Source organism: Metabacillus endolithicus (genome assembly GCF_023078335.1).
Lineage (GTDB): Bacteria > Bacillota > Bacilli > Bacillales > Bacillaceae > Metabacillus > Metabacillus endolithicus.
Genome location: NZ_CP095550.1, coordinates 492,037 through 514,363, shown reverse-complemented (window position 1 = coordinate 514,363; position 22,327 = coordinate 492,037). Strand labels below are relative to the sequence as shown.

General features: G+C 35.8%; 20 protein-coding genes. 16 read left to right on the top strand and 4 right to left on the bottom strand.

Annotated elements, in window-relative coordinates:
- The first annotated feature begins 116 nt into the window (after positions 1–116).
- The 4 genes from MVE64_RS02800 to speD all read left to right on the top strand — a co-directional run bounded on the left by MVE64_RS02800 (position 117) and on the right by speD (position 4,209).
- Positions 117–956: an aldo/keto reductase gene (locus tag MVE64_RS02800; protein WP_247343588.1), complete on the top strand. Its 840-nt coding sequence runs from the start codon at positions 117–119 to the stop codon at positions 954–956.
- Between the two features lie 103 nt (positions 957–1,059).
- Entirely contained in the window at positions 1,060–2,526 is a 1,467-nt protein-coding gene (gene dacB / locus MVE64_RS02795; protein ID WP_247343586.1) for a D-alanyl-D-alanine carboxypeptidase/D-alanyl-D-alanine endopeptidase, read from the top strand.
- 75 nt (positions 2,527–2,601) lie between these two features.
- Positions 2,602–3,246 (top strand): SDR family oxidoreductase, encoded by a 645-nt coding sequence (locus MVE64_RS02790; RefSeq protein WP_247343584.1) that lies wholly within the window; start codon positions 2,602–2,604, stop codon positions 3,244–3,246.
- Positions 3,247–3,402: 156 nt separating this feature from the next.
- Positions 3,403–4,209 (top strand): adenosylmethionine decarboxylase, encoded by an 807-nt coding sequence (speD, locus tag MVE64_RS02785; protein ID WP_247343582.1) that lies wholly within the window; start codon positions 3,403–3,405, stop codon positions 4,207–4,209.
- A gap of 28 nt (positions 4,210–4,237) precedes the next feature.
- Here the strand turns inward: speD and MVE64_RS02780 are convergent, their stop codons facing one another.
- Positions 4,238–4,768 carry a YceI family protein gene (locus tag MVE64_RS02780; protein WP_098794768.1) on the bottom strand — a complete coding sequence of 177 codons (531 nt, stop codon included), beginning with the start codon at positions 4,766–4,768 and terminating at the stop codon, positions 4,238–4,240.
- 336 nt (positions 4,769–5,104) lie between these two features.
- On the opposite strand from MVE64_RS02780, the gene MVE64_RS02775 reads away from it, so the two are divergent.
- Together MVE64_RS02775 and MVE64_RS02770 are read left to right on the top strand one after the other, a co-directional pair.
- Positions 5,105–5,623 (top strand): DoxX family protein, encoded by a 519-nt coding sequence (locus MVE64_RS02775; protein WP_247343580.1) that lies wholly within the window; start codon positions 5,105–5,107, stop codon positions 5,621–5,623.
- Positions 5,624–5,757: 134 nt separating this feature from the next.
- A complete protein-coding gene (locus tag MVE64_RS02770; RefSeq protein ID WP_247343578.1) occupies positions 5,758–6,966 on the top strand; it encodes an acyl-CoA dehydrogenase family protein in 1,209 nt (402 codons plus the stop codon).
- Between the two features lie 81 nt (positions 6,967–7,047).
- Here the strand turns inward: MVE64_RS02770 and MVE64_RS02765 are convergent, their stop codons facing one another.
- From MVE64_RS02765 to fdhD, 3 genes are read right to left on the bottom strand one after another with little or no spacing between them, the layout of a single operon-like run.
- Positions 7,048–7,275, bottom strand: a complete 228-nt coding sequence (locus MVE64_RS02765) for a group-specific protein (RefSeq protein WP_247343575.1) — start codon at positions 7,273–7,275, stop codon at positions 7,048–7,050.
- Positions 7,276–7,279: 4 nt separating this feature from the next.
- Entirely contained in the window at positions 7,280–8,305 is a 1,026-nt protein-coding gene (moaA, locus tag MVE64_RS02760; RefSeq protein ID WP_379051986.1) for a GTP 3',8-cyclase MoaA, read from the bottom strand.
- A gap of 8 nt (positions 8,306–8,313) precedes the next feature.
- On the bottom strand, positions 8,314–9,108 hold the full coding sequence (gene fdhD, locus MVE64_RS02755; protein WP_247343570.1) for a formate dehydrogenase accessory sulfurtransferase FdhD: 795 nt from the start codon (positions 9,106–9,108) through the stop codon (positions 8,314–8,316).
- Between the two features lie 429 nt (positions 9,109–9,537).
- Here fdhD and MVE64_RS02750 point away from each other — a divergent pair, with 429 nt between their 5' ends.
- The 10 genes from MVE64_RS02750 to MVE64_RS02705 all read left to right on the top strand — a co-directional run bounded on the left by MVE64_RS02750 (position 9,538) and on the right by MVE64_RS02705 (position 22,150).
- Positions 9,538–10,800 carry an L-lactate MFS transporter gene (locus MVE64_RS02750; protein ID WP_247343568.1) on the top strand — a complete coding sequence of 421 codons (1,263 nt, stop codon included), beginning with the start codon at positions 9,538–9,540 and terminating at the stop codon, positions 10,798–10,800.
- A 73-nt stretch (positions 10,801–10,873) separates the two neighbouring features.
- Complete coding sequence (locus MVE64_RS02745; protein WP_098794773.1) at positions 10,874–11,233, top strand: Na-translocating system protein MpsC family protein; 360 nt, start codon at positions 10,874–10,876, stop codon at positions 11,231–11,233.
- Between the two features lie 308 nt (positions 11,234–11,541).
- On the top strand, positions 11,542–13,902 hold the full coding sequence (locus tag MVE64_RS02740) for an FdhF/YdeP family oxidoreductase (protein WP_247343565.1): 2,361 nt from the start codon (positions 11,542–11,544) through the stop codon (positions 13,900–13,902).
- A gap of 123 nt (positions 13,903–14,025) precedes the next feature.
- Positions 14,026–15,699: a sigma-54 interaction domain-containing protein gene (locus MVE64_RS02735; protein ID WP_247343562.1), complete on the top strand. Its 1,674-nt coding sequence runs from the start codon at positions 14,026–14,028 to the stop codon at positions 15,697–15,699.
- Positions 15,700–15,913: 214 nt separating this feature from the next.
- The gene (locus MVE64_RS02730) at positions 15,914–17,503 is read left to right on the top strand and encodes a long-chain-fatty-acid--CoA ligase (RefSeq protein WP_247343559.1); all 1,590 of its coding nucleotides are present in this window, start codon (positions 15,914–15,916) and stop codon (positions 17,501–17,503) included.
- A gap of 12 nt (positions 17,504–17,515) precedes the next feature.
- Positions 17,516–18,382 (top strand): branched-chain amino acid ABC transporter permease, encoded by an 867-nt coding sequence (locus MVE64_RS02725; RefSeq protein WP_247343558.1) that lies wholly within the window; start codon positions 17,516–17,518, stop codon positions 18,380–18,382.
- Positions 18,379–19,386 carry a branched-chain amino acid ABC transporter permease gene (locus MVE64_RS02720; protein WP_247343555.1) on the top strand — a complete coding sequence of 336 codons (1,008 nt, stop codon included), beginning with the start codon at positions 18,379–18,381 and terminating at the stop codon, positions 19,384–19,386. The genes MVE64_RS02725 and MVE64_RS02720 overlap by 4 nt, the downstream gene beginning before the upstream one ends.
- Positions 19,386–20,159 (top strand): ABC transporter ATP-binding protein, encoded by a 774-nt coding sequence (locus tag MVE64_RS02715; RefSeq protein ID WP_247343552.1) that lies wholly within the window; start codon positions 19,386–19,388, stop codon positions 20,157–20,159. The genes MVE64_RS02720 and MVE64_RS02715 overlap by 1 nt, the downstream gene beginning before the upstream one ends.
- Complete coding sequence (locus MVE64_RS02710; RefSeq protein WP_247343550.1) at positions 20,143–20,850, top strand: ABC transporter ATP-binding protein; 708 nt, start codon at positions 20,143–20,145, stop codon at positions 20,848–20,850. The genes MVE64_RS02715 and MVE64_RS02710 overlap by 17 nt, the downstream gene beginning before the upstream one ends.
- Positions 20,851–20,932: 82 nt before the next feature.
- Positions 20,933–22,150, top strand: a complete 1,218-nt coding sequence (locus MVE64_RS02705) for an ABC transporter substrate-binding protein (RefSeq protein WP_247343547.1) — start codon at positions 20,933–20,935, stop codon at positions 22,148–22,150.
- Positions 22,151–22,327 lie beyond the last annotated feature (177 nt).

Sequence of the window (22,327 nt, the reverse complement as noted above, 5' to 3'; positions counted from 1 at the left end):
AGAGATAATGGGCTTTTTTTATGTAACTTCAAATAATTTTGTAAATGCAAGCAAATTTCTTTTCATTATGAGGGTGTTATAGGAAAATAATAAGATCGAAAAGAAAGGAGCTAAAAATGATGGAAAACTTACAAAGTACTACAACATTACATAATGGCGTTAAAATGCCTTGGTTTGGCTTAGGTGTGTTTAAGGTAGAAGAAGGATCCGAGGTAGTAGATTCTGTTTTAGCTGCAATTAAAGCCGGTTATAGAAGTATTGATACAGCTGCTGTTTATGGGAATGAAGAAGGTGTTGGTAAGGCAATTGCAGAGTGTGGCGTGTCACGTGAAGAATTGTTTATCACTTCAAAAGTGTGGAATGCAGATCAAGGATATGATGAAACGATCTCTGCGTTTGAAGAAAGTCTAAGAAAGTTACAGCTAGACTACCTAGATTTATATCTTATTCATTGGCCTGTACCTGAACAGGGGAAATACATTGATACTTGGAAAGCATTAGAAAAGCTATATAAGGACGGGAAAATACGTGCAATTGGTGTAAGTAACTTTAAGGAACACCATTTACAAGATCTTATCAATCAAGCTGATGTTAAACCAATGGTCAATCAGGTTGAATATCATCCACGGTTAACACAAGAGGGTCTACACGAATTTTGTAAAAAGCATCAAATCCAGCTAGAAGCATGGTCACCACTAATGCAAGGTCAGTTACTAGACGAGCCAACGTTAGTAGAAATTGCGCAAAAATATAATAAATCTACAGCGCAAATTATCTTACGATGGGATTTACAAAATGAGGTTGTTACAATTCCTAAATCAATTAAGCCTCATCGTATCGAGGAAAATGCAAATATTTTTGATTTCACATTAAGTGAAGAAGATATGAAGCAAATTAGTTCATTGAACCAAGACAAACGTGTTGGTCCAGATCCTGATGAATTTAATTTAGTGTAAGAAATATAAAAACAGCTGTTCATTATTGATCAGCTGTTTTTATATGGATAAATAGAAGATACTTGAAGACCTTAAAGGTAGAAGATTGAAAGGAGTATCTTTAATGGCAAAATTAATTCTCTGTATGACGATCTTGTCTTTTACAATGATAAGCACTTTACAAGCCCCATCGCTTACACAGGCAAAACAAGTGAACGTATTTTCGTCATTAAATTCATTAATAACTGAAGATCCTATCCTTGAAGGTGCTATTGCAGGTGTTAGTATTCGTTCAGCCTCTAATGGTCAGGTATTGTATTCGTATAATGGCGATGTATCGTTAACCCCAGCGTCCAATTTAAAATTATTCACTGCAGCAGCAGCCTTAGCTTCCTTAGGGCCGGATTATTCTTATCAAACGGAACTATTTACAGATGGAAAGGTTAGACGTAATGAAATAAAGGGAAATGTTTATGTTGTTGGACATGGTGATCCCACACTCCGTGTAAAAGATATTGAAAGCATGGCTAATACTCTTAAAAAACAGGGAATACGATCTATTACAGGAGATATAATTGCTGATGATAGTTGGTATGATGATGTGAGGTATTCAGTGGATCTTCCTTGGAGTGATGAAACAGCTTATTATGGTGCGCAAATTTCAGCCTTAACGGTTTCTCCTGACAAGGATTTTGATGCTGGAACAGTTATCATTGAAGTTTCTCCAGGCAAAAAAAATCAACAGGCAGAGCTATCTGTTTTCCCTAATACTGATTTTGTAACCCTTGTAAATAAAACCCAAACAGTTTCTACAGATGAAAAAAGTGAACTTACAATCTCACGTATTCATGGTAAAAATGAGATCATTGTTGAAGGGACCATTTCAGAAAAAGCATCCCCAGTAAAAGAGTGGGTGGCAGTATGGGATCCAACAAGCTATTCACTTTCAGTCCTAAAAAAGGCCTTAGAACAACAAGGAATTAAGGTGAAAGGTAAGGAACGTAAAGGGGCAAAGCCACATGATTCAAAAAAGCTTCTTTCACATCAATCAATTCCTTTAAAAGAAATACTTATTCCTTTTATGAAAAACAGTAACAATACACATGCCGAAATGCTCATCAAAGAAATGGGAAAACTTCATAAGCAAAATGGTAGCTGGGAAGCAGGTTTAGATGTTGAAAAACAAACATTAATATCACTTGGTATGGATGTTGAAAAAATGATACTAAGAGACGGGTCAGGAATTTCTCATGTTAACGCCATTCAGGCAAACTCAATTACAGATCTTTTATACAAATCTCAATCAAAATCATGGTTTCCTTCTTTCTATGATTCTTTACCAGTTGCAGGAATTAAAGAAAAAAATATAGGTGGTACACTGCGTAATCGAATGACAGAAAAGCCTCTCAAAGAAAATGTCGTTGCGAAAACCGGTACCCTTACTAATGTAAGTTCTATATCAGGTTATTTAACATTGTCTGACGGAAATAAACTTATTTTTTCCATTTTGATGAATCACTTAAAAAATGAAGATCAAGGTAAATTACTTGAAGAAAAAATTTTATCAGTAATAGCTCAATCTACATTGTAAGCAAAGCAAACCTTTTGAACTTTTATTTTTTCTTTGAAATAATAAAAAAGAGCAATAATAGGAGGGGATGAAAAAATGAAAGTATTTGTAGTTGGAGCAAATGGACAAATCGGTAAACTACTAACAGAACGTTTACATGAAAGTGAAAACCACAAAGTACTTGCAATGGTAAGGAAGGAAGAGCAACAAAAAGAATTACAAAGTAAAGGAATTGAAACAGTTGTTGCTGATTTAGAAGGAACAGTTGAAGAACTACAAGGTATACTAACTGGCTGTGATGCAATCGTATTTACTGCTGGATCCGGAGGAAGCACAGGATCTGATAAAACACTCCTAATTGATCTTGATGGAGCAGTAAAAACGATGGAGGCTGCTGAAAGAGCAGGTGTTGACCGATTTATTATGGTAAGTGCTCTTCAAGCAAACAATCGGAAAAATTGGAACGAAAATCTTAAACCATATTATGTAGCTAAACACTATGCTGATAAAATGCTAGTTCAATCAAACTTAAATTATACAATTATTCGCCCGGGTGGTTTACTTAATGAACAGGGAATTGGAAAAATCACAGCAGGTAATGAAGTGCCAAGAGCAACAATTCCTCGAGAAGATGTGGCAATAACAGTTATTGAAGCTCTAGAAAAACCAAACACTTATCATAGATCTTTTGATATTGTGTCAGGAGAAGATACCATATCTGACGCTTTAAATAATCTATGATTCATACTTAGAAAAAGACAGCAATCCCCATGGGTTGCTGTCTTTTGGCGTAGACATAATTCAAGCTTGAGAATTATGATTGTCTTCTCAAAAAATGGGTAATATAACTATGTAAGCTTGTATCGGAATTAAAACAAATATAAGGGGGAAGAAGAAATGGTCCTTACTCCAGAACAAAGAATTCAATTACATGGCTTTAATAACTTAACAAAGTCACTAAGCTTTAATATGTATGATGTGTGTTATACAAAGACGAGGGAAGAGAGAGAGGCATATATTGAGTATATTGATGAGCAATACAATGCAGATCGCTTAACAAAGATTTTGAAAAATGTTACGGATATAATCGGTGCTCACGTCTTAAATATTGCTAAGCAAGACTATGTTCCACAAGGATCAAGTGTTACAATCTTAGTTTCTGAAGGTCCAGTTGTTGAGGTACCAACAGAATCCTATGATGAATCTCCAGGTCCACTCCCTGAAGCAGTTACAATGGGACTGGATAAAAGTCATATTACGGTTCATACATACCCTGAATATCACCCAAATGAGGGAATAAGTACGTTTCGTGCTGATATTGATGTTTCCACATGTGGAGAGATTTCACCCCTTAAAGCACTAAATTACCTAATTCATTCATTTGATACAGATATTATGACAATGGATTATCGAGTTAGAGGATTTACAAGAGACATAAATGGAGATAAATTATTTATTGATCATGATATCAGTTCTATTCAAAATTATATTCCTGATGAAGTACAAGAAGATTTTGACATGATTGATGTAAATATTTATCAAGAGAATATATTCCATACTAAATGTAAACTGAAGAAATTTGATTTGAACAACTATTTATTTGGATACACTAAAGATAAATTAAGCATAGAAGAACAAGTACAAATTACAGATAAATTGACGAAGGAAATGGATGAAATTTTCTACGGAAAGAATATAAAATAAGGGGCGAGTCTGACTCGCCCCTTTAAGTTTAAGCTTTTGCAGCTTGAAGTTGAAGAGAAATTTTAATTTGATCGCCTACTAAAACTCCACCAGCTTCTAATGGTGCATTCCAAGTTAGACCATAATCACTGCGCTTTAATTTGCCCTCTACAGCAAAACCAGCTTTTTCATTACCCCATGGATCAACACCAGTTCCTTCAAAAGAAACTACGAATGTTTCGGATTTTGTTTCACCGTGTAGAGATAAATCTCCAGTCACGTTATATTCATTTTCATCAGTTTTTTCAATGTTTGTAGCTTTAAAAGTCAAAGTTGGGTGATTTTCAACATCAAAAAAGTCTGCAGAGCGTAAGTGGTTGTCACGGTCTTCGTTACGAGTGTCAACACTTGCTAAATCTACTGAAAATGTAATATCAGCAGTTGTTAAGTCAGTTGGGTCAGCCTCGATTTCAGCATTAAAGCTTTGGAAACCACCTTTAACTGTTGCAAACATCATGTGTTTAACAGAGAAGTCAACTCCACTGTGTGTTGGGTCTAGATTCCATTTTGATTTTGTCATTTCTTATCTCCTCCAAAATAGTATAATATTTTAATTTAAAATATCTCAGTTTAAAGATTTATAACTTCGAGATAAATTATATTATCTAAAAAAGTAAATGTCAATTAAAAAAATACAAGAAAATACAGATTTCTGTGATGAAAATCACATTAAATGAAATTTCAGTTTCTTTTCGAACACTATGTGAAGTGTATTGAAGGTAAGTTAAAAAGGGAGTATAGTAAAGGTGTAGAAAGAAAGTGAAATACTTCACAAACTTTCTGCTGAGAAGCTAGCTAGCTTAAATTTTTTTGATAAATCATGTGAAAAACTTCACAAATAAGGAGATGCTAAACCATGAATTGGTTAAGAGGACCTAAAATGGCAATTATCTGGACAGTATTACGAATTTGGTTAGGAATACAATGGCTTGAAGCTGGAATTCATAAAGTAGCAGATGGTTTTGATGCAACTGGTTTTATACAAGGAGCGATTGTGAAAGCAACAGGAGATCATCCAGCAGTGCAAGGCTGGTATGCAACATTTCTTGAAATATTTGCTCTACCGAATGTGAATGTGTTTAACATCTTAATACCTTGGGGAGAAGTATTGGTCGGTATTGGGTTAATTCTAGGAGCTGCGACAATTCCAGCCTTACTAGCTGGAGCATTCATGAACTTAAACTTTTTACTAGCAGGAACAGTAAGCACAAACCCGATACTTTACACAGCAGCTATTCTATTAATGGTCGCTGGCACAGCAGGGTATTTCTACGGAGCAGATAGATTCTTAATCCCTTATATTAGAAAAATGATCAACAACAATCGCCATACCAAAAAACATCATCACGAGCAAAATCACCTTCCAGTTCATTAAAAATAGGTTAAAAGATTCAGCTTACTTCATTAGCTGAATCTTTTTTTTATTTTAAAAGGACTTTACAGGAATTTAATAGAATAGGATAAATATATGAAAGCGCTTTAAGTCTAAGAGTTTTAGGAGGATAAAACATGTTGAACTTTAATCTATCTCAGGAACAGGAAATGGTGAAAAAACTTGTAAGATCATTTGTTGATAAGGAAATATCTCCTTATATTACTGAATGGGATCGTAAAGGTCATTTTGAAACAAGTATTTTAAATCGACTTGCAGATTTGAATTTAATGGGCGTTTGTATTCCTGAAGAATATGGTGGAAGTGGTATGGATTATAATGCATTGGCAATTGTTTGTGAAGAGCTAGAAAGAGGTGACACAGCATTTCGTACAGCAGTTTCGGTTCATACGGGTCTTAATAGCATGACACTTTTGCAATGGGGAAATGAATGGCAAAAGCAAAAATATCTTACTCCTCAAGCAAAAGGTGAGAAAATTGGAGCATTTGGTTTAACAGAACCTAATGCTGGATCTGATGTAGCTTCAATGAAAACGTCAGCTGTCAAACAAGGTGACCACTACATACTGAACGGTCAGAAGACGTGGATTTCATTATGTGATGTTGCTGACTATTTCCTCGTGTTTGCCTATACAGATACAAGTAAAAAACATCACGGAATCTCTGCTTTTATTGTTGAGCGGTCAATGCCTGGTTTTTCATCAAAGGCCATTAAAGGTAAGCTGGGCATTCGAGCTGGAAATACAGGTGAACTATTTTTTGACAATGTCAAAGTTCCAAAAGAGAACTTGCTAGGAGAAGAAGGGGAGGGCTTTAAAATTGCCATGTCTGCATTAGATAATGGAAGGTTTACTGTTGCTGCAGGAGCGTGTGGAATTATTTCAGCCTGTCTTGAAGCAAGTGTTAAGTATTGTCATGAGCGGAGTACTTTTGGAAAAGAAATTGGTAAACATCAGCTTGTTCAACAAATGCTCGCTAAAATGGAAGCAGGTTTACAAATGTCCCGCTTACTCGTGTATCGTGCAGGCTGTCTCAAAAATGAAGGAAAGCGAAACACTCGGGAAACATCGCTGGCGAAGTGGCAGGCTTGCGATTTTGCTAACGAAGCAGCAAACGATGCTGTCCAAATTCATGGAGCCTACGGTTACTCAGATGAATACCCGGTTGAAAGACACTTACGAAATTCGAAAGCACCAGTTATATACGAAGGAACAAGAGAAATCCATACTATTATGCAAGCTGAATATGTACTCGGCTACCGTAAGGATAAACCACTGAATAAAACACTTCCTGCTTGGGAGGATATTGAGCAGTTGCTGCATTGAGGGGTGCCTGTCACTTCCCGAATTTTGTCGACACAAAAAGGATGGTTCGCCACCATCCTTTTTACTATATTTAACTAATAATTACTGCACTAATTTTTCCATTTTATTCATCCGAGTTTTCTTTTCATCTTCAGATGCTAAGTCATATTTTTTTAATAAGTGAAACAGTTCATTGAGATCAGCTTGAGAAACTGAAGTAGACAAGAAATTGAAACACTTTTCAACTAAACTTGTATCCATATAAGGAGTTTGTTCGTTTAGCTTTTTAGTAACATCATCAATTGTATGATCAATTTTACATGAACTCATCTAATTATCCTCCAATATGTGACATCTCAATTTTTTCACGCTTAGACGTTCGTTCACTTCGTTCAACAGAGTATTGATCTTTTCGTCCATTCCAAATAGATGCTACATGTTTGGCAAGCTCTTCATCTGTTTTATCTGATCTAATTACATCGCGTAAATCGTGGCCTTTTGAAGCAAACAAACATGTATAAAGAGAACCACTTGCTGACAGACGAGCACGATTACATGTTGAGCAGAATGCATCAGAAACTGATGATATAACCCCGATTTCATCTTGTGATCCGACGTAACGGTAACGACTTGCTACTTCACCTGTATAGTTTGGATCCACTGGTTCTAAAGGCATTACCTTATGAATATCCTCTACAATTTGTTTTTTGGGGTAAACATCTTGTAAGTTCCACTTATTTGTATTACCAACATCCATAAATTCAATAAAACGTAAAATATGGCCTTTTTCACGAAAATACTTTGCCATAGGAATAATTTCATGTTCATTCATTCCACGTTTGACAACCATGTTAATTTTAACTTTTAACCCTGCTTCGGAAGCAGCATCTATGCCGTCCAAAACAGCTTTTACAGGTACACCTCGTCCATTAATTTTACCGAACACATCATCATTTAGTGAGTCAAGACTAATGGATACACGTTGCAATCCTGCTGCTTTAAGCTCTTTGGCGTATTTAGGTAAAAAATATCCGTTCGTGGTCATCGCTATATCTTCTACACCATTAATCGAATTAATGCGATTAATAAGAAAAGCCAAATCCTTTCTCATTAACGGCTCTCCACCTGTAATTCGAATTTTTTTAACACCTAGTGAATGAACAAAAATCTTTGTTAATCGTTCAATTTCTTCATAAGATAAAAGTTCATTTCTTTTTAAAAAAGGATAGTCTGGACCAAATATTTCCGCGGGCATACAATACGTACAACGAAAATTACATTTATCTGTTACAGAAATTCGCAAATCTCGAAGGGGACGATCAAAATAATCATAAACAGATTTGTTATTCTTCAATACGATTCCTCCCTCTATTTTTCATCAATAATTCGTTCTGTATGGGAATAAACATTAAAGGAATTTCCTCTAATAAAACCAACAGCTGTTATATTTAAATCATTTGCTAGTTTAATAGCAAGATCAGTAGGAGCAGATTTCGAAAGGACAATACCAACACCAATTTTTGATGCCTTTACTAAAACCTCGGATGAAATTCTTCCGCTAAATACAATAATTTTATCTCGCACAGGAATTTGATTCAATATACTATATCCATATAATTTATCTAAAGCGTTATGACGCCCAATATCTGTTCGGCTTACAAGCATTTTCTCTGGAGTACACAGTGCAGCATTGTGTACTCCACCAGTTTCTTGGAAAACAACACTGCTTTCCTGCATGGCTTTCATAAGTGAAATACATTGTTCAGGTGTAAGTGTTTGTTTGCTTGTAGAAGTTTTGGATGTTTTTACATCATTTTGAAAGTAAAATTGTCTGCTTTTACCACAGCAAGATCCAATAAAACGTTTCGAATAGTATTGTTGACTCGTAGTGACATCTGAATGTAAGCTCACGTAAGCATATCCTGCGTTTTCATCAATTGAAATTGACTGGATTTCATTGTGAAAACGAATTACACCTTCTGACGCTAAAAAGCCAATGACCATTTCTTCAAAATGAGTGGGTGTACATACCATTGTAGCAAATTCTTCATTATTCACAAAAATTGTTAAGGGAAATTCAGTTACAATATCATCAGTTGTTTCTAGTAATTTTCCATTTGTATATTTTATTATTTGTTGATTTATACTCATTTTCATATCCATATCTTCTCACACCCGAATTCTAAGATTACTAAAATATAAACATAGTTTGATTTTTTAAACAAGTATTAAAGATTTCCTAGTGAAAAGTTAGGTATAGCTAAAAGTGAAAATTTATTCTTGCGCAATAAAAAAGAACATGGTAATATTTCGTTACAAAGTTCATGATTTTGTAACAAATTGCTTCCGAGATAGCGAACCTGTCATCGATTCAGCTTGTTGCGAATTTGAAAGCGATTAACTGTTGGTCCGATAGTAGCGATTCCTGCTTGAAACTAACCGTCAATCACCTTTAAGATAGGCATTTATTTGTCATATTTTAATGGGATTGGCGGTTTTCTTTGTTTAACAAGATATTATTCTATTCATTTTGTTAAGATTTGACTTTACATCGTAGAAGTATTTTAAAAGCTTACCTAAGGGGATGACCACATGAAAAAGACAAAAAATCGTTGGCTGATTGCTGCCTCCGCAGTTGGGATCCATATCTCAATTGGATCGGTATATGCATGGAGTAATTTCACCAATCCATTAATGGAGGAGTTTGGGTGGACAGCTCAACAAGTACAATTAACATTTAGTATTGCTATTTTATTTCTTGGATTGTCCGCAGCGTTTTTAGGACACTTTGTTGAAAAATACGGTCCAAGAGCAGCTGGTTTACTTGCAGCTGGATTCTTTGGTGCTGGAATAATTGGTTCTGGTTTAGCTGTTAATCTAGGATCATTACCTTTTCTCTATGTTACATATGGTGTTCTTGGAGGAATTGGACTTGGAGTTGGATATATTGCACCTGTTTCAACGTTAGTAAAATGGTTCCCGGACCGTCGTGGCCTTGCAACTGGACTGGCTATTATGGGATTCGGATTTGCTGCTGCCATTGCAAGTCCAGTCATGGAGTCACTAATTAATTCGGTTGGTACAGCAAACACATTCTTTATTTTAGGAATTTCTTATTTAGTTATCATGACATTATCTTCATTATATTTAGAGAAACCACCTGTTGGTTGGGGCCCTAAAGGTTTTAATGAAAAAGGACAATCTGGAAAATCTAGAATTAAAGAAGATTTATCACAATTAACAGCAAATGAAGCAGTTAAAACATCTAGATTTTATTATCTATGGATTATGTTATTCATCAACGTAACATGTGGTATTGCCATTCTTTCTGCTGCAAAACCATTAGCTGAAGAAAGTATTGGTCTAACAACAGCAGAAGCTGCAGCATTAGTTGGTATCCTGGGAATATTTAATGGATTAGGACGTATTGGTTGGGCGTCAATTTCAGATTTTATTGGTAGACCAAATACGTATACAACATTCTTTGTATTACAAATTGTATTATTTGCCCTTTTACCACATACTACAGAAGCATTTTTATTTCAAGTTATGTTAGCAGTTGTATACACTTGTTATGGTGGAGGATTTGCAGCAATTCCTGCTTATATTGGCGATTTATTCGGTACAAAACAATTGGGTGCAATTCATGGATACATTCTTACTGCATGGGCAGCTGCTGGATTAGCTGGGCCAATGTTTGCAGCGTGGATGAAAGATACAACTGGAAGCTATGCAACTAGCTTAACTTTCTTCTCCGGAATGTTTGTACTTGCATTAATCGTTTCTATTGTTATTCGTCGTGATATTAATAAGTTACGTCAACAACAAGTGTCAGGATCAAAAATAGCTGGATAATAATACTTCCACAATGCACTGAGGTGTGGTAAAATACCTCATGCTAAAACCTGTCTACAGGTAGGAGGATATTATGAATAAGTATGAAGCAGAGTTTAGTAATATCGTTCGTTCTTTCCGAAAAAAGCATATGGGAAAAGGTCCGAGTAAAATCACAACAACCTTTTGTAAAAACTGGGCTATTTGTGAGATGGAAGGAAATTTATCACCTGTTGAAAAATTCATTGCAAGTGCTGATGAAGGAAAGCAAGCGCTACGATCTGCAAGAACTGAAATGGTTAAACAAATTTACAAGAAAAACCCTCCTATTGAAATGGAAGAGTTTTTAAACTGTAAATTCGTTGATTTGTTTGTAGATATAGATATTGACAGAGATTTTGGTATGTCGATCTTTGTTTTCGATGAAGACTTACAACAAAAATTCTCTAAATAAAAATAAAGTAATAATAAACATATTTATTCATTCAATTAAATAAATTGGTATGGCACTTAGTAGCGATCCTGCAAAAGACTAACCACCGTTTGACTCGACACATCCTTTGTACTGTGAGTTTACGGTGGTTTTTTGTTTCTTGGGGCATGCAGCGAAACTGTTCATCCAAGTTAGTTTGTTGAGACGGGTTAAAGAAAAATTAGCCTATCAATAAATCTTTTGAATTAATGATAGGCTAGTTTTTCTAACTAATAACTCTATAGATAAGAAGATAAAAAATTTCAGGCAGAACGAGGAGTGAAATTCAAATGGGAGAGACAAAACATCAAGGACCTATAAAAGCAACAAAAGCACTACAACCAAAGCACTGGGTGAGTCCAATTCCGTTTGGTCTAGGAAAGGTTAAGCCACATCATTTTCGCGATACGATGAAGATTGCATGGGATAACAAAGATAATCTGGGTTATGCATCACGAATTTTAACAAAAGGGGTTTGTGATGGCTGTGCTTTAGGTGTATCAGGCTTGCATGATCAAACACTAAAAGGTCCTCATATGTGTACAACAAGACTAAATGTTCTTCGTTTAAACACGATGCCGGCATTAAAAGAAGAAATTGTACATGCAGATATCGATGAATTAAGAAAGTATAGCAGTACTGAACTAAGAAAATTGGGTCGAATTCCATATCCGCTCATTCGTCGTAAAGGAGAAAGAAAGTTCTCACGTATATCATGGGATGAAGCGATGGATATGATTGCAAATAAAATGAAACAGTTAGATCCAAAACAATATGCTTTTTACTTAACTTCAAGAGGAATTACAAATGAATCGTACTATGTAGCTGCAAAGGTATCTCGTTTTCTAGGTACAAACAATATTGATAATGCATCACGCATTTGTCATTCACCAAGTAAAACAGCATTAAAGCGTTCTATTGGTGTTGGAGCATCAACTGTAAATTATCAAGATTGGTTTGGAACAGATGTATTATTATTCTGGGGTAGTGTTGCATCAAACGCATCACCCGTTTCAACAAAATATATGTTAGAAGCGAAAAAAAGAGGCACAAAAATAATTGTAGTTAATCCATATAGTGAACCTGCAATGGACAAATATTGGATTCCTTCTAATATGGAATCTGCTTTATTTGGAACGAAAATTGCTGATGATTTCTATCAAGTAAACATTGGTGGAGATATTGCCTTCATGCATGGTATTATGAAGCACTGGTTCGAGATGGAGGAAAAACAATATGGTTCAGCGATTAATCATGAATTTGTAGAAAAACATGTAAACGATTATGAAGAATTAAAATCACATGTTGAACAACAATCATGGGATGAAATCGTTAAATCATCGGGCATTTCAAAAGAAAGAATCATTGAACTATCGGATCTTTTAGCAAAAAGTAAAAATGCAATCTTTGCTTGGGCTCTAGGATTAACGATGCATTCATTTGCAACAGATAATATTTCACAAGTTGCAAACCTTGCGCTACTACGTGGCTTCTTGGGCCGTAAGAACAGCGGATTAATGCCTTTCCGCGGTCACTCCTCAGTACAAGGTTCAGGTGAAATGGGAGCTGATCCATTTGTTTTACCTGGTGGTGGATTTGAAGAAGAAAACGCCAAACGTATTGAGAAAATTTGGGGCTTTGAGCTACCAAAATGGCAAGGTGATATTGTAGGTGTTACACTTGAAAACATCGTCCTGCCTGAAGATCACGAAAGAAAAATTAAGCTTTATTATTTATCAGGTGGTAACTTCCTAGAAACGATGCCAGATCCTGATTTTGTAGAAAAAGCATTATCAGAACTAGACATTCGTGTTCACCAAGATATCATTTTCAACACATCAACACTTGTTGATGCCAAAGAAGCAGTAATTGTTTTACCTGCTAAAACACGCTATGAACAAGAAGGCGGCGGAACGTCAACTTCAACAGAAAGAATGGTCTATTTTTCACCAGAAATTGAAGGGAATAAAAATGAAATTAAAGAGGCCCGTGCAGAATGGAAAATTTACGTTGATCTTGCAAAACGTGTTAAGCCTGAAACTGCTCATCTTGTTGATTTTAAAACAGGTCAGGAAATTCGTGATGAAATCGCGATTGCTAACCGGGACTATAATGGCATTCAGCACTTGAAAAATGTAGGTGATGTTTTCCAATGGGGTGGGGCTTGGTTATGTGAAGGTGGAGTTTGTCCTACACCAGATGGAAAAGGAAACTTGATTTCAGTTGAAATACCGGATCTTGGTAAAAAAGAAGGACAATTTGTTGTCACGTCTCGACGTGGAAAGCAATTTAACTCAATGGTTTATAAAGAAAAGGATCCATTTAACGGCGCTGACCGTTACGATGTTCTTATGAATGCAGAAGATGCAAAACGTCTAAGCATTGCTGAGGGAGAAGGAATTGTCGTTTATAATGGCTTTGGTGTGTTCCAAGGAAAAGCAAAGTTCGTTGACATTGCAACAGGAAACCTGGAAGTTCACTTCCCTGAAGGCAACTTCTTATTACCACGAGGAAGATACGAAAAATTTGCTGGAATTCCAGATTACAATATTACAGTTACGGTAGAAAAAGCAGATCGCTACAACGCTCGTAAAGATGTTCAATATTTAGAAAAACGAGTAGAAGATTTAGAAGTAGATGCACCAATTTAATATATTCATATAAAGACAGAGCAACATGTTCTGTCTTTTTTCTATGGTTTTTTTCCTTTAAAACCTTTAATATTTAATTATGTAAGCGTTTTAAAAATTACTAACTAAATAAGGGGTGAGGAAATGATTAAAACCGAAAATAGCTTAATGCTTTTTAATACAATCATAACAACATTAGATGGAAGCATCATAGATTTCCATTTTGGTCAAACAGATGAGTTGGAGAAATCCGTATGCTTACAAATGAAAATGAAAGATTTATTTGATTTTTGGGAAGAGAAGGAATCAAATATGATCATTGCCTCAAAAAACACCCTTCAATACTTACTTCTTTTTAAAGATTTTACAATAGAAAACCAACAAAGAAGAATGTACATATTAGCAAATGGTGTGCAATGGTTTCGTCTTGAGGAGCGAATTAAGGAGCTTGATAAATCAAACCGTGAATTAGATGCAATTATCGAGAGCTCATTTGACGGAATTTATATTACTGATAAATTTGGCAACACATTAAAAACGAATTCTGCGATAGAACGGATCACAGGAATTCCTAAGCATTATTATATTGGGAAAAATATTAATCATTTAATAAAAAGAGGGATATTAGAACAATCTGTAACATTGAAAGTTATGGAGCAAAAACGTTCAGTTTCAGTTGTTCAGCAAAATTTCAATCAAAAAGAAACACTAATGACGGGAAATCCTATTTTTAATGAAGAAGGTGAAATCGAAAAGATTGTCACGAATATTCGTGATCTTTCGGAATTAAATCAATTAAATAAAGAGCTGAAAAAAGTGCAACAGCTTAATGAGAAATATAAAGAAGAGCTTGATAGATTAAAATCTTTTGCCATTCAAGACCCTGATATTATCCTCAAAAGTGATAAGATGATTGAGATTTATCAAATGATTGGCAGGCTTGCCAACTTTGATACAACCATTCTTGTTCTTGGTGAAACAGGAGTAGGAAAGGACGTGTTGGTTCGATACTTATATCGCTCAAGTGACAGATTTAAGGAGGGGCAGCTTATAAAAGTCAATTGTGGGGCAATCCCAAATGAGCTTCTTGAATCAGAGTTGTTTGGTTATGAAGGTGGCGCATTTTCAGGTGCTAATAGGACAGGAAAAGTGGGGATGTTTGAATTAGCTCATAATGGCATGCTTTTTTTAGATGAAGTCGGCGAAATGCCAATGGATCTTCAAGTAAAGCTGCTTCGTGCAATTCAGGAAAAAGAAATTATGAGAGTAGGCGGCACAAAAACGAAAAGAGTGGATGTTCGATTAGTGGCAGCCACAAATAGAGATTTAAAAGAAATGGTCAAAAGAGGAACATTTCGTGAAGATCTTTATTACCGGTTAAATGTTGTTCCAATTTTCGTCCCTCCTCTTAGAGAAAGGCGTGCTGATATCCTTCCACTTGTTCACTATTTTTTAGAGCTGTACAAGAAGAAATATTCAGTTGAAAAAGTGTTAGATCAAAAGATTAGTAACTTTTTTTATCAGTTTGATTGGCCAGGCAATGTAAGGGAACTATCCAATTTATTAGAAAGACTTATTTTGACCGTACCAAACGAATACGTTACTATCAATGATCTGCCTGATGAATACCAGCAAACGACTACAAATGAAGATTTTGTTTTTGAAGAAATGTCATTAAGAGAGATCGTAGAGCAAGCTGAGAAAACCGCTCTTAAAAAAGCTCTAATAAAATATAAAACAACGTATCAAATTGCTGAAAAGCTTCAAACAAGTCAAGCAACAGTTTTTCGAAAGCTACAAAAATACAATTTATCATAAATTCATAAGTGAATGATCAATTCATTTTTAAATTACCCTAGCTCCTTGTAAAACAAGTAGGTAACATACTAGTGTAAATCATTCTTGAATTAAGTGACAAAATGGTGAACATTTCACCTTGTTGTCACTTATTTTTTGTATTGGCATAAGTATTGCTAGATGTAAAGCAGTGAGGTTTTGACCACTAAGAAAAAGGAAATAGGGGGAATGGAATTTGAAAAGACCTTGGTTAAAGCATGTAGTTGAAGGAAATCCGGTTGAAGTTGAAATACCAGAAATATCGTTACCTGATTTGTTTCAACGCTCTGTTGAAAAATATGAAAATAAGATTGCGGTCACATTTTATGATAAAGCATATTCTTATTCACTTTTAAATGATTCTATAAATAGATTGGCGAGCGCACTAGTAAAACGTCAAGTAAAAAAAGATGATCGAGTCGCAATCATGCTTCCGAATTGTCCTCAATATCCTATTAGCTATTATGCAAGTTTACGATGTGGAGCAACCATCGTACAAATTAATCCAATGTATAAATCATCTGAACTTCTATACGTCCTCAACGATTCACAGACAAAGGTCATCATTGTTTTAGATCAACTCCTACCCGTCGTAGAAAAAATCTTACATGAAACATCGGTTACTACGATCATTCCTGTTTCTTTCGAAAAAGAAAGCTTGTTTCATCAATTACTAAAAGATCCTGGTGATACAATCCCTAATGACAAGGTTGATCCTAAAGAAGATATTGCTGTTCTTCAATATACAGGAGGAACAACAGGTCGTTCAAAAGGGGCAATGTTAACACATTATAATTTAGTTGCAAATACACTCCAAAGTGCTGCTACTGCACATATAAAAACAAATACAGGAGAAGAGAGAGTTCTAACCATTTCTCCTTTGTTTCACGTCTATGGGATGACAAGTGCGATGAATCTTACTTTTTATAATGGTGGAAACTTAATTCTCGTCCCTCGATTTGAAGTGGAAGAGGTCGTGAAAATGATAGAAAAAACAAAACCAACTTCATTTCCAGGTGTTCCAACAATGTATATTGCACTACTTAATTATTATAAAACCTATAAGTTTGACTTAAGTTGTCTTAAAACCTGTACAAGTGGTTCTGCACCACTTCCTGTTGAAGTGATAAACCGTTTTAATGAAGTCAGCGGAACGAATGTTGCTGAGGGGTATGGATTATCTGAGGCATCTCCTGTCACACACCGCAATCCTATTTCGGGACTTCAAAAGCGTGGAAGTATCGGAATACCAATACCTAATACAGATGCTAAGGTTGTTGATATAGCTACCGGCGAGGAAGATTTGCCAATTGGAGAAGTTGGCGAGTTAATTATAAAAGGACCTCAAATTATGAAAGGGTATTGGAATATGCCTGAAGAAACAGCTAATACAATACGTGATGGCTGGTTATATACTGGAGATTTGGCGATGATGGATGCTGATGGATTTTTCTATATTGTTGGACGTAAAAAAGAAATGATATTAGCAAGTGGATTTAATGTATATCCAATTGAAGTGGAGGATGTTATTTACAGTCATTCAAAAGTTCTTGAAGCAGCTGTTATCGGTGTTCCAGATGAATACCGCGGTGAAACAGTTAAAGCAATTGTTGTTACCAAAGAAAATGAACGTATAACAGAAGATGAATTAATTCAATTTTGTCGAGAAAGACTTTCAGCCTATAAAGTGCCTAAAGAAATAGCTTTTGTAGAGGAACTTCCAAAAACAGCGGTTGGAAAGATTCTGAAACGGACACTAAAAGAAATGTATTCTGTATCCAAATAGAGGAGGGAACACATGGATATTTTATTTCAGCAATTATTCAATGCACTTACAATTGGAAGCGTTTACAGTCTGGTTGCACTTGGTTTGACATTGGTATATGGAATTTTGCATATTCCAAATTTTGCGCATGGAGCTTTATATATGGTTGGTGGTTATATCACACTTTTATTTATGGAAAGCATGGGACTACACTATTGGCTGGCAATATTAATTTCCATTATTGTCGTTGGATTATTAGGCGTTGTTATGGAACGGCTAGTTTTCCATCCATTGCGGAATGCACCGCCAATACATGACAAAATCGCAGCAATTGGAGTTCTCTTATTTTTGGAAGCTTTAGTTCAGTTAGTATGGGGTGCTGAATATCGCAGAATGTTATCTCCTTATGATATTGTTGTAGATTTTCTAGGGCTAACTGTTACTGCACAAAGACTTCTTATAATCGGTACAGCTATTCTTGCGATGATACTTTTACATTTATTTTTGAAAAAAACGATAACAGGTTCAGCGATAATTGCAATGTCGCAAAACCGAGAGGGCGCATTTTTAGTAGGAATTAATGCAAACAAAGTGGCCGTGATTACGTTTTTTATTTCTGGTGCTTTGGCAGCATTCGCTTCTTCAATAGCATCACCTATTAATCTAGTTTTTCCTGGTATGGGTCATCTTGTTATTTTAAAAGCTTTTGTCATCATCATTATTGGTGGTATGGGAAGTATCCCCGGAGCAATTATTGGTGGTTATATCTTAGGATTTTCTGAAAGCTTAAGTGCGACATTTATTTCAAATGATTATAAAGATTTAATTGCTTTTCTATTATTAGTGGCAATTCTGACTATTAAACCGAAAGGCTTGTTTGTAAAGGGGGCTCGTTCTTGATGAGTTTCTTAAATAAAAGAAATACCGTCATCTTGTTAGTTGTAGTAGCTATTTTGGTGCCCTTGTTAACAGATAACCCATATTTATTACACATTTTTTCTACTGCTTTTATATGGACGATTGGAGTTTATGGATTAAATTTGATTGGCGGATTTACTGGTCAGCTTTCATTAGCACATGCAGGCTTTTTCGCCATCGGTGCCTATTCGGTTGGAATCTTAACAGTAAAAGTGGGCCTTAATTTTTGGTTGGCTCTACTGCTTGGAATTATCATTACAACCATTATTGGATTGTTAATAGGTATAATCGCCCTTCGAACGAAAGAACATTTCTTTGCCATTTATACACTTTGCGTTGGGTACATTATTTATCTGATTATTTACAAATGGGAAGCACTCACAGAAGGAGTCCGTGGTTTAATTGGGATCCCGCCACCTGCACCAATTGGACCGATAACGTTTCAAACACCTAAGTCCCAATACTATCTATTATTATTCTTTCTCGTTTTGACTATTTTTATTTTCACGAGAATTATTAACTCTCTTATCGGCAGAACATATATGGCAATAAGAAATAGTGAAGAGCTAGCTCAAACGATTGGGATCGAGACAATGAAACAAAAACTAGTTTCATTTGTTTTGTCCACATTCTTTGCGGGGTTAGCAGGCGGCTTGTATGCGTCATTTGTTCGATTTATTGGACCTGATATTTCGTATATTAACGTTACTTTTGATATGTTGATGTATTTATTAGTTGGTGGTATTGGCACACTCTCCGGACCGCTTGTTGGAACTCTTCTTGTTGTCTGGATTTCTCAATATCTACAATTTTTACAAGACTATCGAATGCTCATTTTTGGTCCGATTCTTGTTCTCTTGATTATTTTCTATCCAAGGGGGATTGTCGGGGGAGTGCAAACATGGCTAATCAAGCAGAGAGCTAAAAAGTCACAGAAAGATCTTTCTCGAAATCTGCAATCTGTTGTTGTAAAGGAGGAGAAATAATGCTTGTTCAAGTAAAGGGACTGACGAAAACATTTGGTGGGGCGACTGCCGTTAATTCCGTAGACTTTGAGATTGAAAAAGGAAAGGTAACGGCAATTATTGGTCCTAATGGTGCAGGGAAATCTACATTTTTTAACTTAATTAGTGGCTTTCATCAACCCTCGTCAGGCTCGGTAATGTTTGATAGCACAGATATCACATCATTAAAGGCACATCAAATTGCAAAGCTTGGTATTGCTAGAACATTTCAAACCACACATTTATTCGAGCAATCAACGGTATTGGATAATGTACTAATTGGACATAGATTACGAACCTCATCAGGGTTATTTGATGCAATTTTTCGAACATCTCGTTTGAAAAGAGAAGAAAAGGAATCATTAGAAAAAGCACATGAAGTATTAGAGTTTGTTGGGTTAACAAACCTTGCAGATAAGCATGTGTCAGAGATTTCGCAAGAAGAAATGAAACGTACAGCTTTTGCATTAGCTCTAGCAACAGACCCAACAATTGTGTTTTTAGACGAACCAGCTGCAGGTGTAAATCCTGAAGAAACAGACGGTTTAGCAGAGTTGATTAAGAAGATGGTTTCAAAAGGAATAACAGTTTGTCTCATTGAACACAAAATGCAAATGATTATGAATCTAGCAGATAAGATTATGGTTTTAAATTATGGACAAAAAATTGCTGAAGGAACGCCAGAAGAGATCAAAAAAAATCCAGCTGTAATTGAAGCTTACTTAGGAGGTGAAGCTGTTGCTCAAGCTTACTGATGTTTCTGTTTCTTATGGTGGATATCAGGCATTAGAACATATCAATCTTAGTGTGAAACAAGGAGAATTTGTTGTTTTATTAGGTGCAAATGGTGCTGGGAAAAGCACAATCTTTCGAACGATTAGTGGTTTAAGTAAACCTTCTTCAGGCAGCATTGAATTTAACGACCAAAGTATAAGTGGACTATCAGCAGATCGTCTTGTGTCACTTGGAATTGTTCAATGTGCAGAAGGGAGAAAGCTATTTCCGCAAATGACTGTTTATGAAAATCTCATTTTAGGTGGCTTTGTTCATCGAAGAGATAAAGGAAAACGAAAAAAATCACTTCATGAAGTTTTTGAGCTTTTTCCTATTTTAAACGACAAAAAAGATGACCCAGCTGGATCGCTGAGTGGTGGACAGCAACAAATGCTCGCCATTGGGAGAGCCCTTATGGCATCTCCTAAGGTTATTTTACTTGATGAGCCATCTATTGGTCTCGCTCCTTTAATTGTAGAACAAGTGTTTAGTGTTATCCAACAAATAAACAAAAATGGAACAACAGTTCTTTTAGCTGAACAAAATGCAAATGCTGCACTAAAAATTGCCGATCGAGGCTATGTAATTGAAACAGGGAAAATTGTACTAGAAGGTAGCAGCAAGGACTTATTTGAAAATGACGAAGTGAGGAAAGCGTATATAGGTGCTTAGGTCTTGAGCCTTAATTGAAAGGAGGTGTCTACTTCTTTTTACAGGTTTATTTCTTTGAAAAAAGATTTAAGGGGGAAAAAGGATGAAAAAGCTTGTTTATTTCTTTGCTTTTGTACTAATTTTTATGCTTGCAGCATGTAGTGGGAACACATCAACAGAACCAGCAAACCAAAGTGAAGGGAACACAGAAGAAACAACATCAAATACAGAAGAGAAACCCGCAGGTGAAGTTGTTAATATTGGGTATAGTGGCCCTTTAAGTGGTCCTGCTGCCTATTATGGTGAGAACACATTAAGTGGCTTATCTATGGCTGTAGATGAAATTAACAACAATGGTGGATTTGAAGTGGACGGTAAAAACTATTCTTTAAACCTAGTTTCTTTAGATGACAAATACTTACCGAATGAAACAGGGGCAAATGCAAAACGGTTAGTTCAAGAAGACAAAACACCAATCATTTTTGTTCCACATAGTGGTGGTATTTTTGCTACACAAGTTTTTAATCTTCAGGAAAAATTTATAATTGGAGCTTATTCAAGTGAACCGAAGATAACAGAACAAGGAAATCCGCTAACATTACGTATTCCTCCAAAGTATAGCTCATATATTGAGCCGTTTTCTAAATATCAAATGGAACGATTCGGTAAAAAGATTGCCATGCTTCCAACTGCTAGTCAATATGGAAAAGACTGGGCTGCATTACTTGAACCAGGTTGGAAGGACTTAGGTGGAGAAGTGGTGTATAAAGGATCCATTGACTTTAGTAAAGATACAGACTTTTTCACAATCGTTACGAATGCATTAAAAGAAAAGCCAGATGTTTTATTCGTTGGGGGTCCATCAGAGCCGACTGCCCTTGTTATTAAACAAGCTAGAGAACTTGGTTTTAAAGGAGGATTCCTCATAATGGACCAAGCAAAACTGGATGAAATTGAAGCTGTGTTGGGTGGTCCAGACTTAGTAGAAGGATCTGTAGGGGTTTTACCACTTATTCACTCAAAAAATGATGGCAATGCAAAATTCATAGAAGACTATGCAGCAGCACAAGGTAAAAATCCGGGATCAGAGGCTGGATATCATTACATGGCTATGTACCTGTTTGTAGAGGCAATGAAAGCAGCAGGATCTGTTGATGATCCAGATGCAATTATGGCAAAAGTAGAAGAGGGATTAAACAACCTCCCTGCTGACAAACGAATCTATGAAATTACTGAAATTGAAGAAAACGGCGGCTTAACAACAGAGCTTCGAATGGGTGTTGTAGAAGATGGGAAAATCGTTGATAAATCAGTTCAGTAAAAGGTGTTAGAGGGTGGTGCCTGGCACCACCCGATTTTTCTTAGGAACCAGGAGAAGAGTCAGTTGCAGTCTCGATACCAGTCTAATCGAGACATGTTTCACAAAAAAGAATAGGAGCATCATTGTAACAAAAGAGTCGGAGTTAAGGCTTGTTGACAGAAGTTCATTTTCAGAGCA

Bases quoted from the DNA above. Each gene is read 5' to 3' on its own strand.
- MVE64_RS02740 (WP_247343565.1), top strand. From the start codon at position 11,542: ATGGGAGAGACAAAACATCAAGGACCTATAAAAGCAACAAAAGCACTA.
- dacB (WP_247343586.1), top strand. From the start codon at position 1,060: ATGGCAAAATTAATTCTCTGTATGACGATCTTGTCTTTTACAATGATA.
- MVE64_RS02770 (WP_247343578.1), top strand. From the start codon at position 5,758: ATGTTGAACTTTAATCTATCTCAGGAACAGGAAATGGTGAAAAAACTT.
- MVE64_RS02715 (WP_247343552.1), top strand. From the start codon at position 19,386: ATGCTTGTTCAAGTAAAGGGACTGACGAAAACATTTGGTGGGGCGACT.
- speD (WP_247343582.1), top strand. From the start codon at position 3,403: ATGGTCCTTACTCCAGAACAAAGAATTCAATTACATGGCTTTAATAAC.
- MVE64_RS02800 (WP_247343588.1), top strand. From the start codon at position 117: ATGATGGAAAACTTACAAAGTACTACAACATTACATAATGGCGTTAAA.
- MVE64_RS02705 (WP_247343547.1), top strand. From the start codon at position 20,933: ATGAAAAAGCTTGTTTATTTCTTTGCTTTTGTACTAATTTTTATGCTT.
- MVE64_RS02735 (WP_247343562.1), top strand. From the start codon at position 14,026: ATGATTAAAACCGAAAATAGCTTAATGCTTTTTAATACAATCATAACA.
- fdhD (WP_247343570.1), bottom strand. From the start codon at position 9,108: ATGGATATGAAAATGAGTATAAATCAACAAATAATAAAATATACAAAT.
- MVE64_RS02750 (WP_247343568.1), top strand. From the start codon at position 9,538: ATGAAAAAGACAAAAAATCGTTGGCTGATTGCTGCCTCCGCAGTTGGG.
- MVE64_RS02775 (WP_247343580.1), top strand. From the start codon at position 5,105: ATGAATTGGTTAAGAGGACCTAAAATGGCAATTATCTGGACAGTATTA.
- MVE64_RS02725 (WP_247343558.1), top strand. From the start codon at position 17,516: ATGGATATTTTATTTCAGCAATTATTCAATGCACTTACAATTGGAAGC.
- MVE64_RS02790 (WP_247343584.1), top strand. From the start codon at position 2,602: ATGAAAGTATTTGTAGTTGGAGCAAATGGACAAATCGGTAAACTACTA.
- MVE64_RS02765 (WP_247343575.1), bottom strand. From the start codon at position 7,275: ATGAGTTCATGTAAAATTGATCATACAATTGATGATGTTACTAAAAAG.
- MVE64_RS02780 (WP_098794768.1), bottom strand. From the start codon at position 4,768: ATGACAAAATCAAAATGGAATCTAGACCCAACACACAGTGGAGTTGAC.
- MVE64_RS02745 (WP_098794773.1), top strand. From the start codon at position 10,874: ATGAATAAGTATGAAGCAGAGTTTAGTAATATCGTTCGTTCTTTCCGA.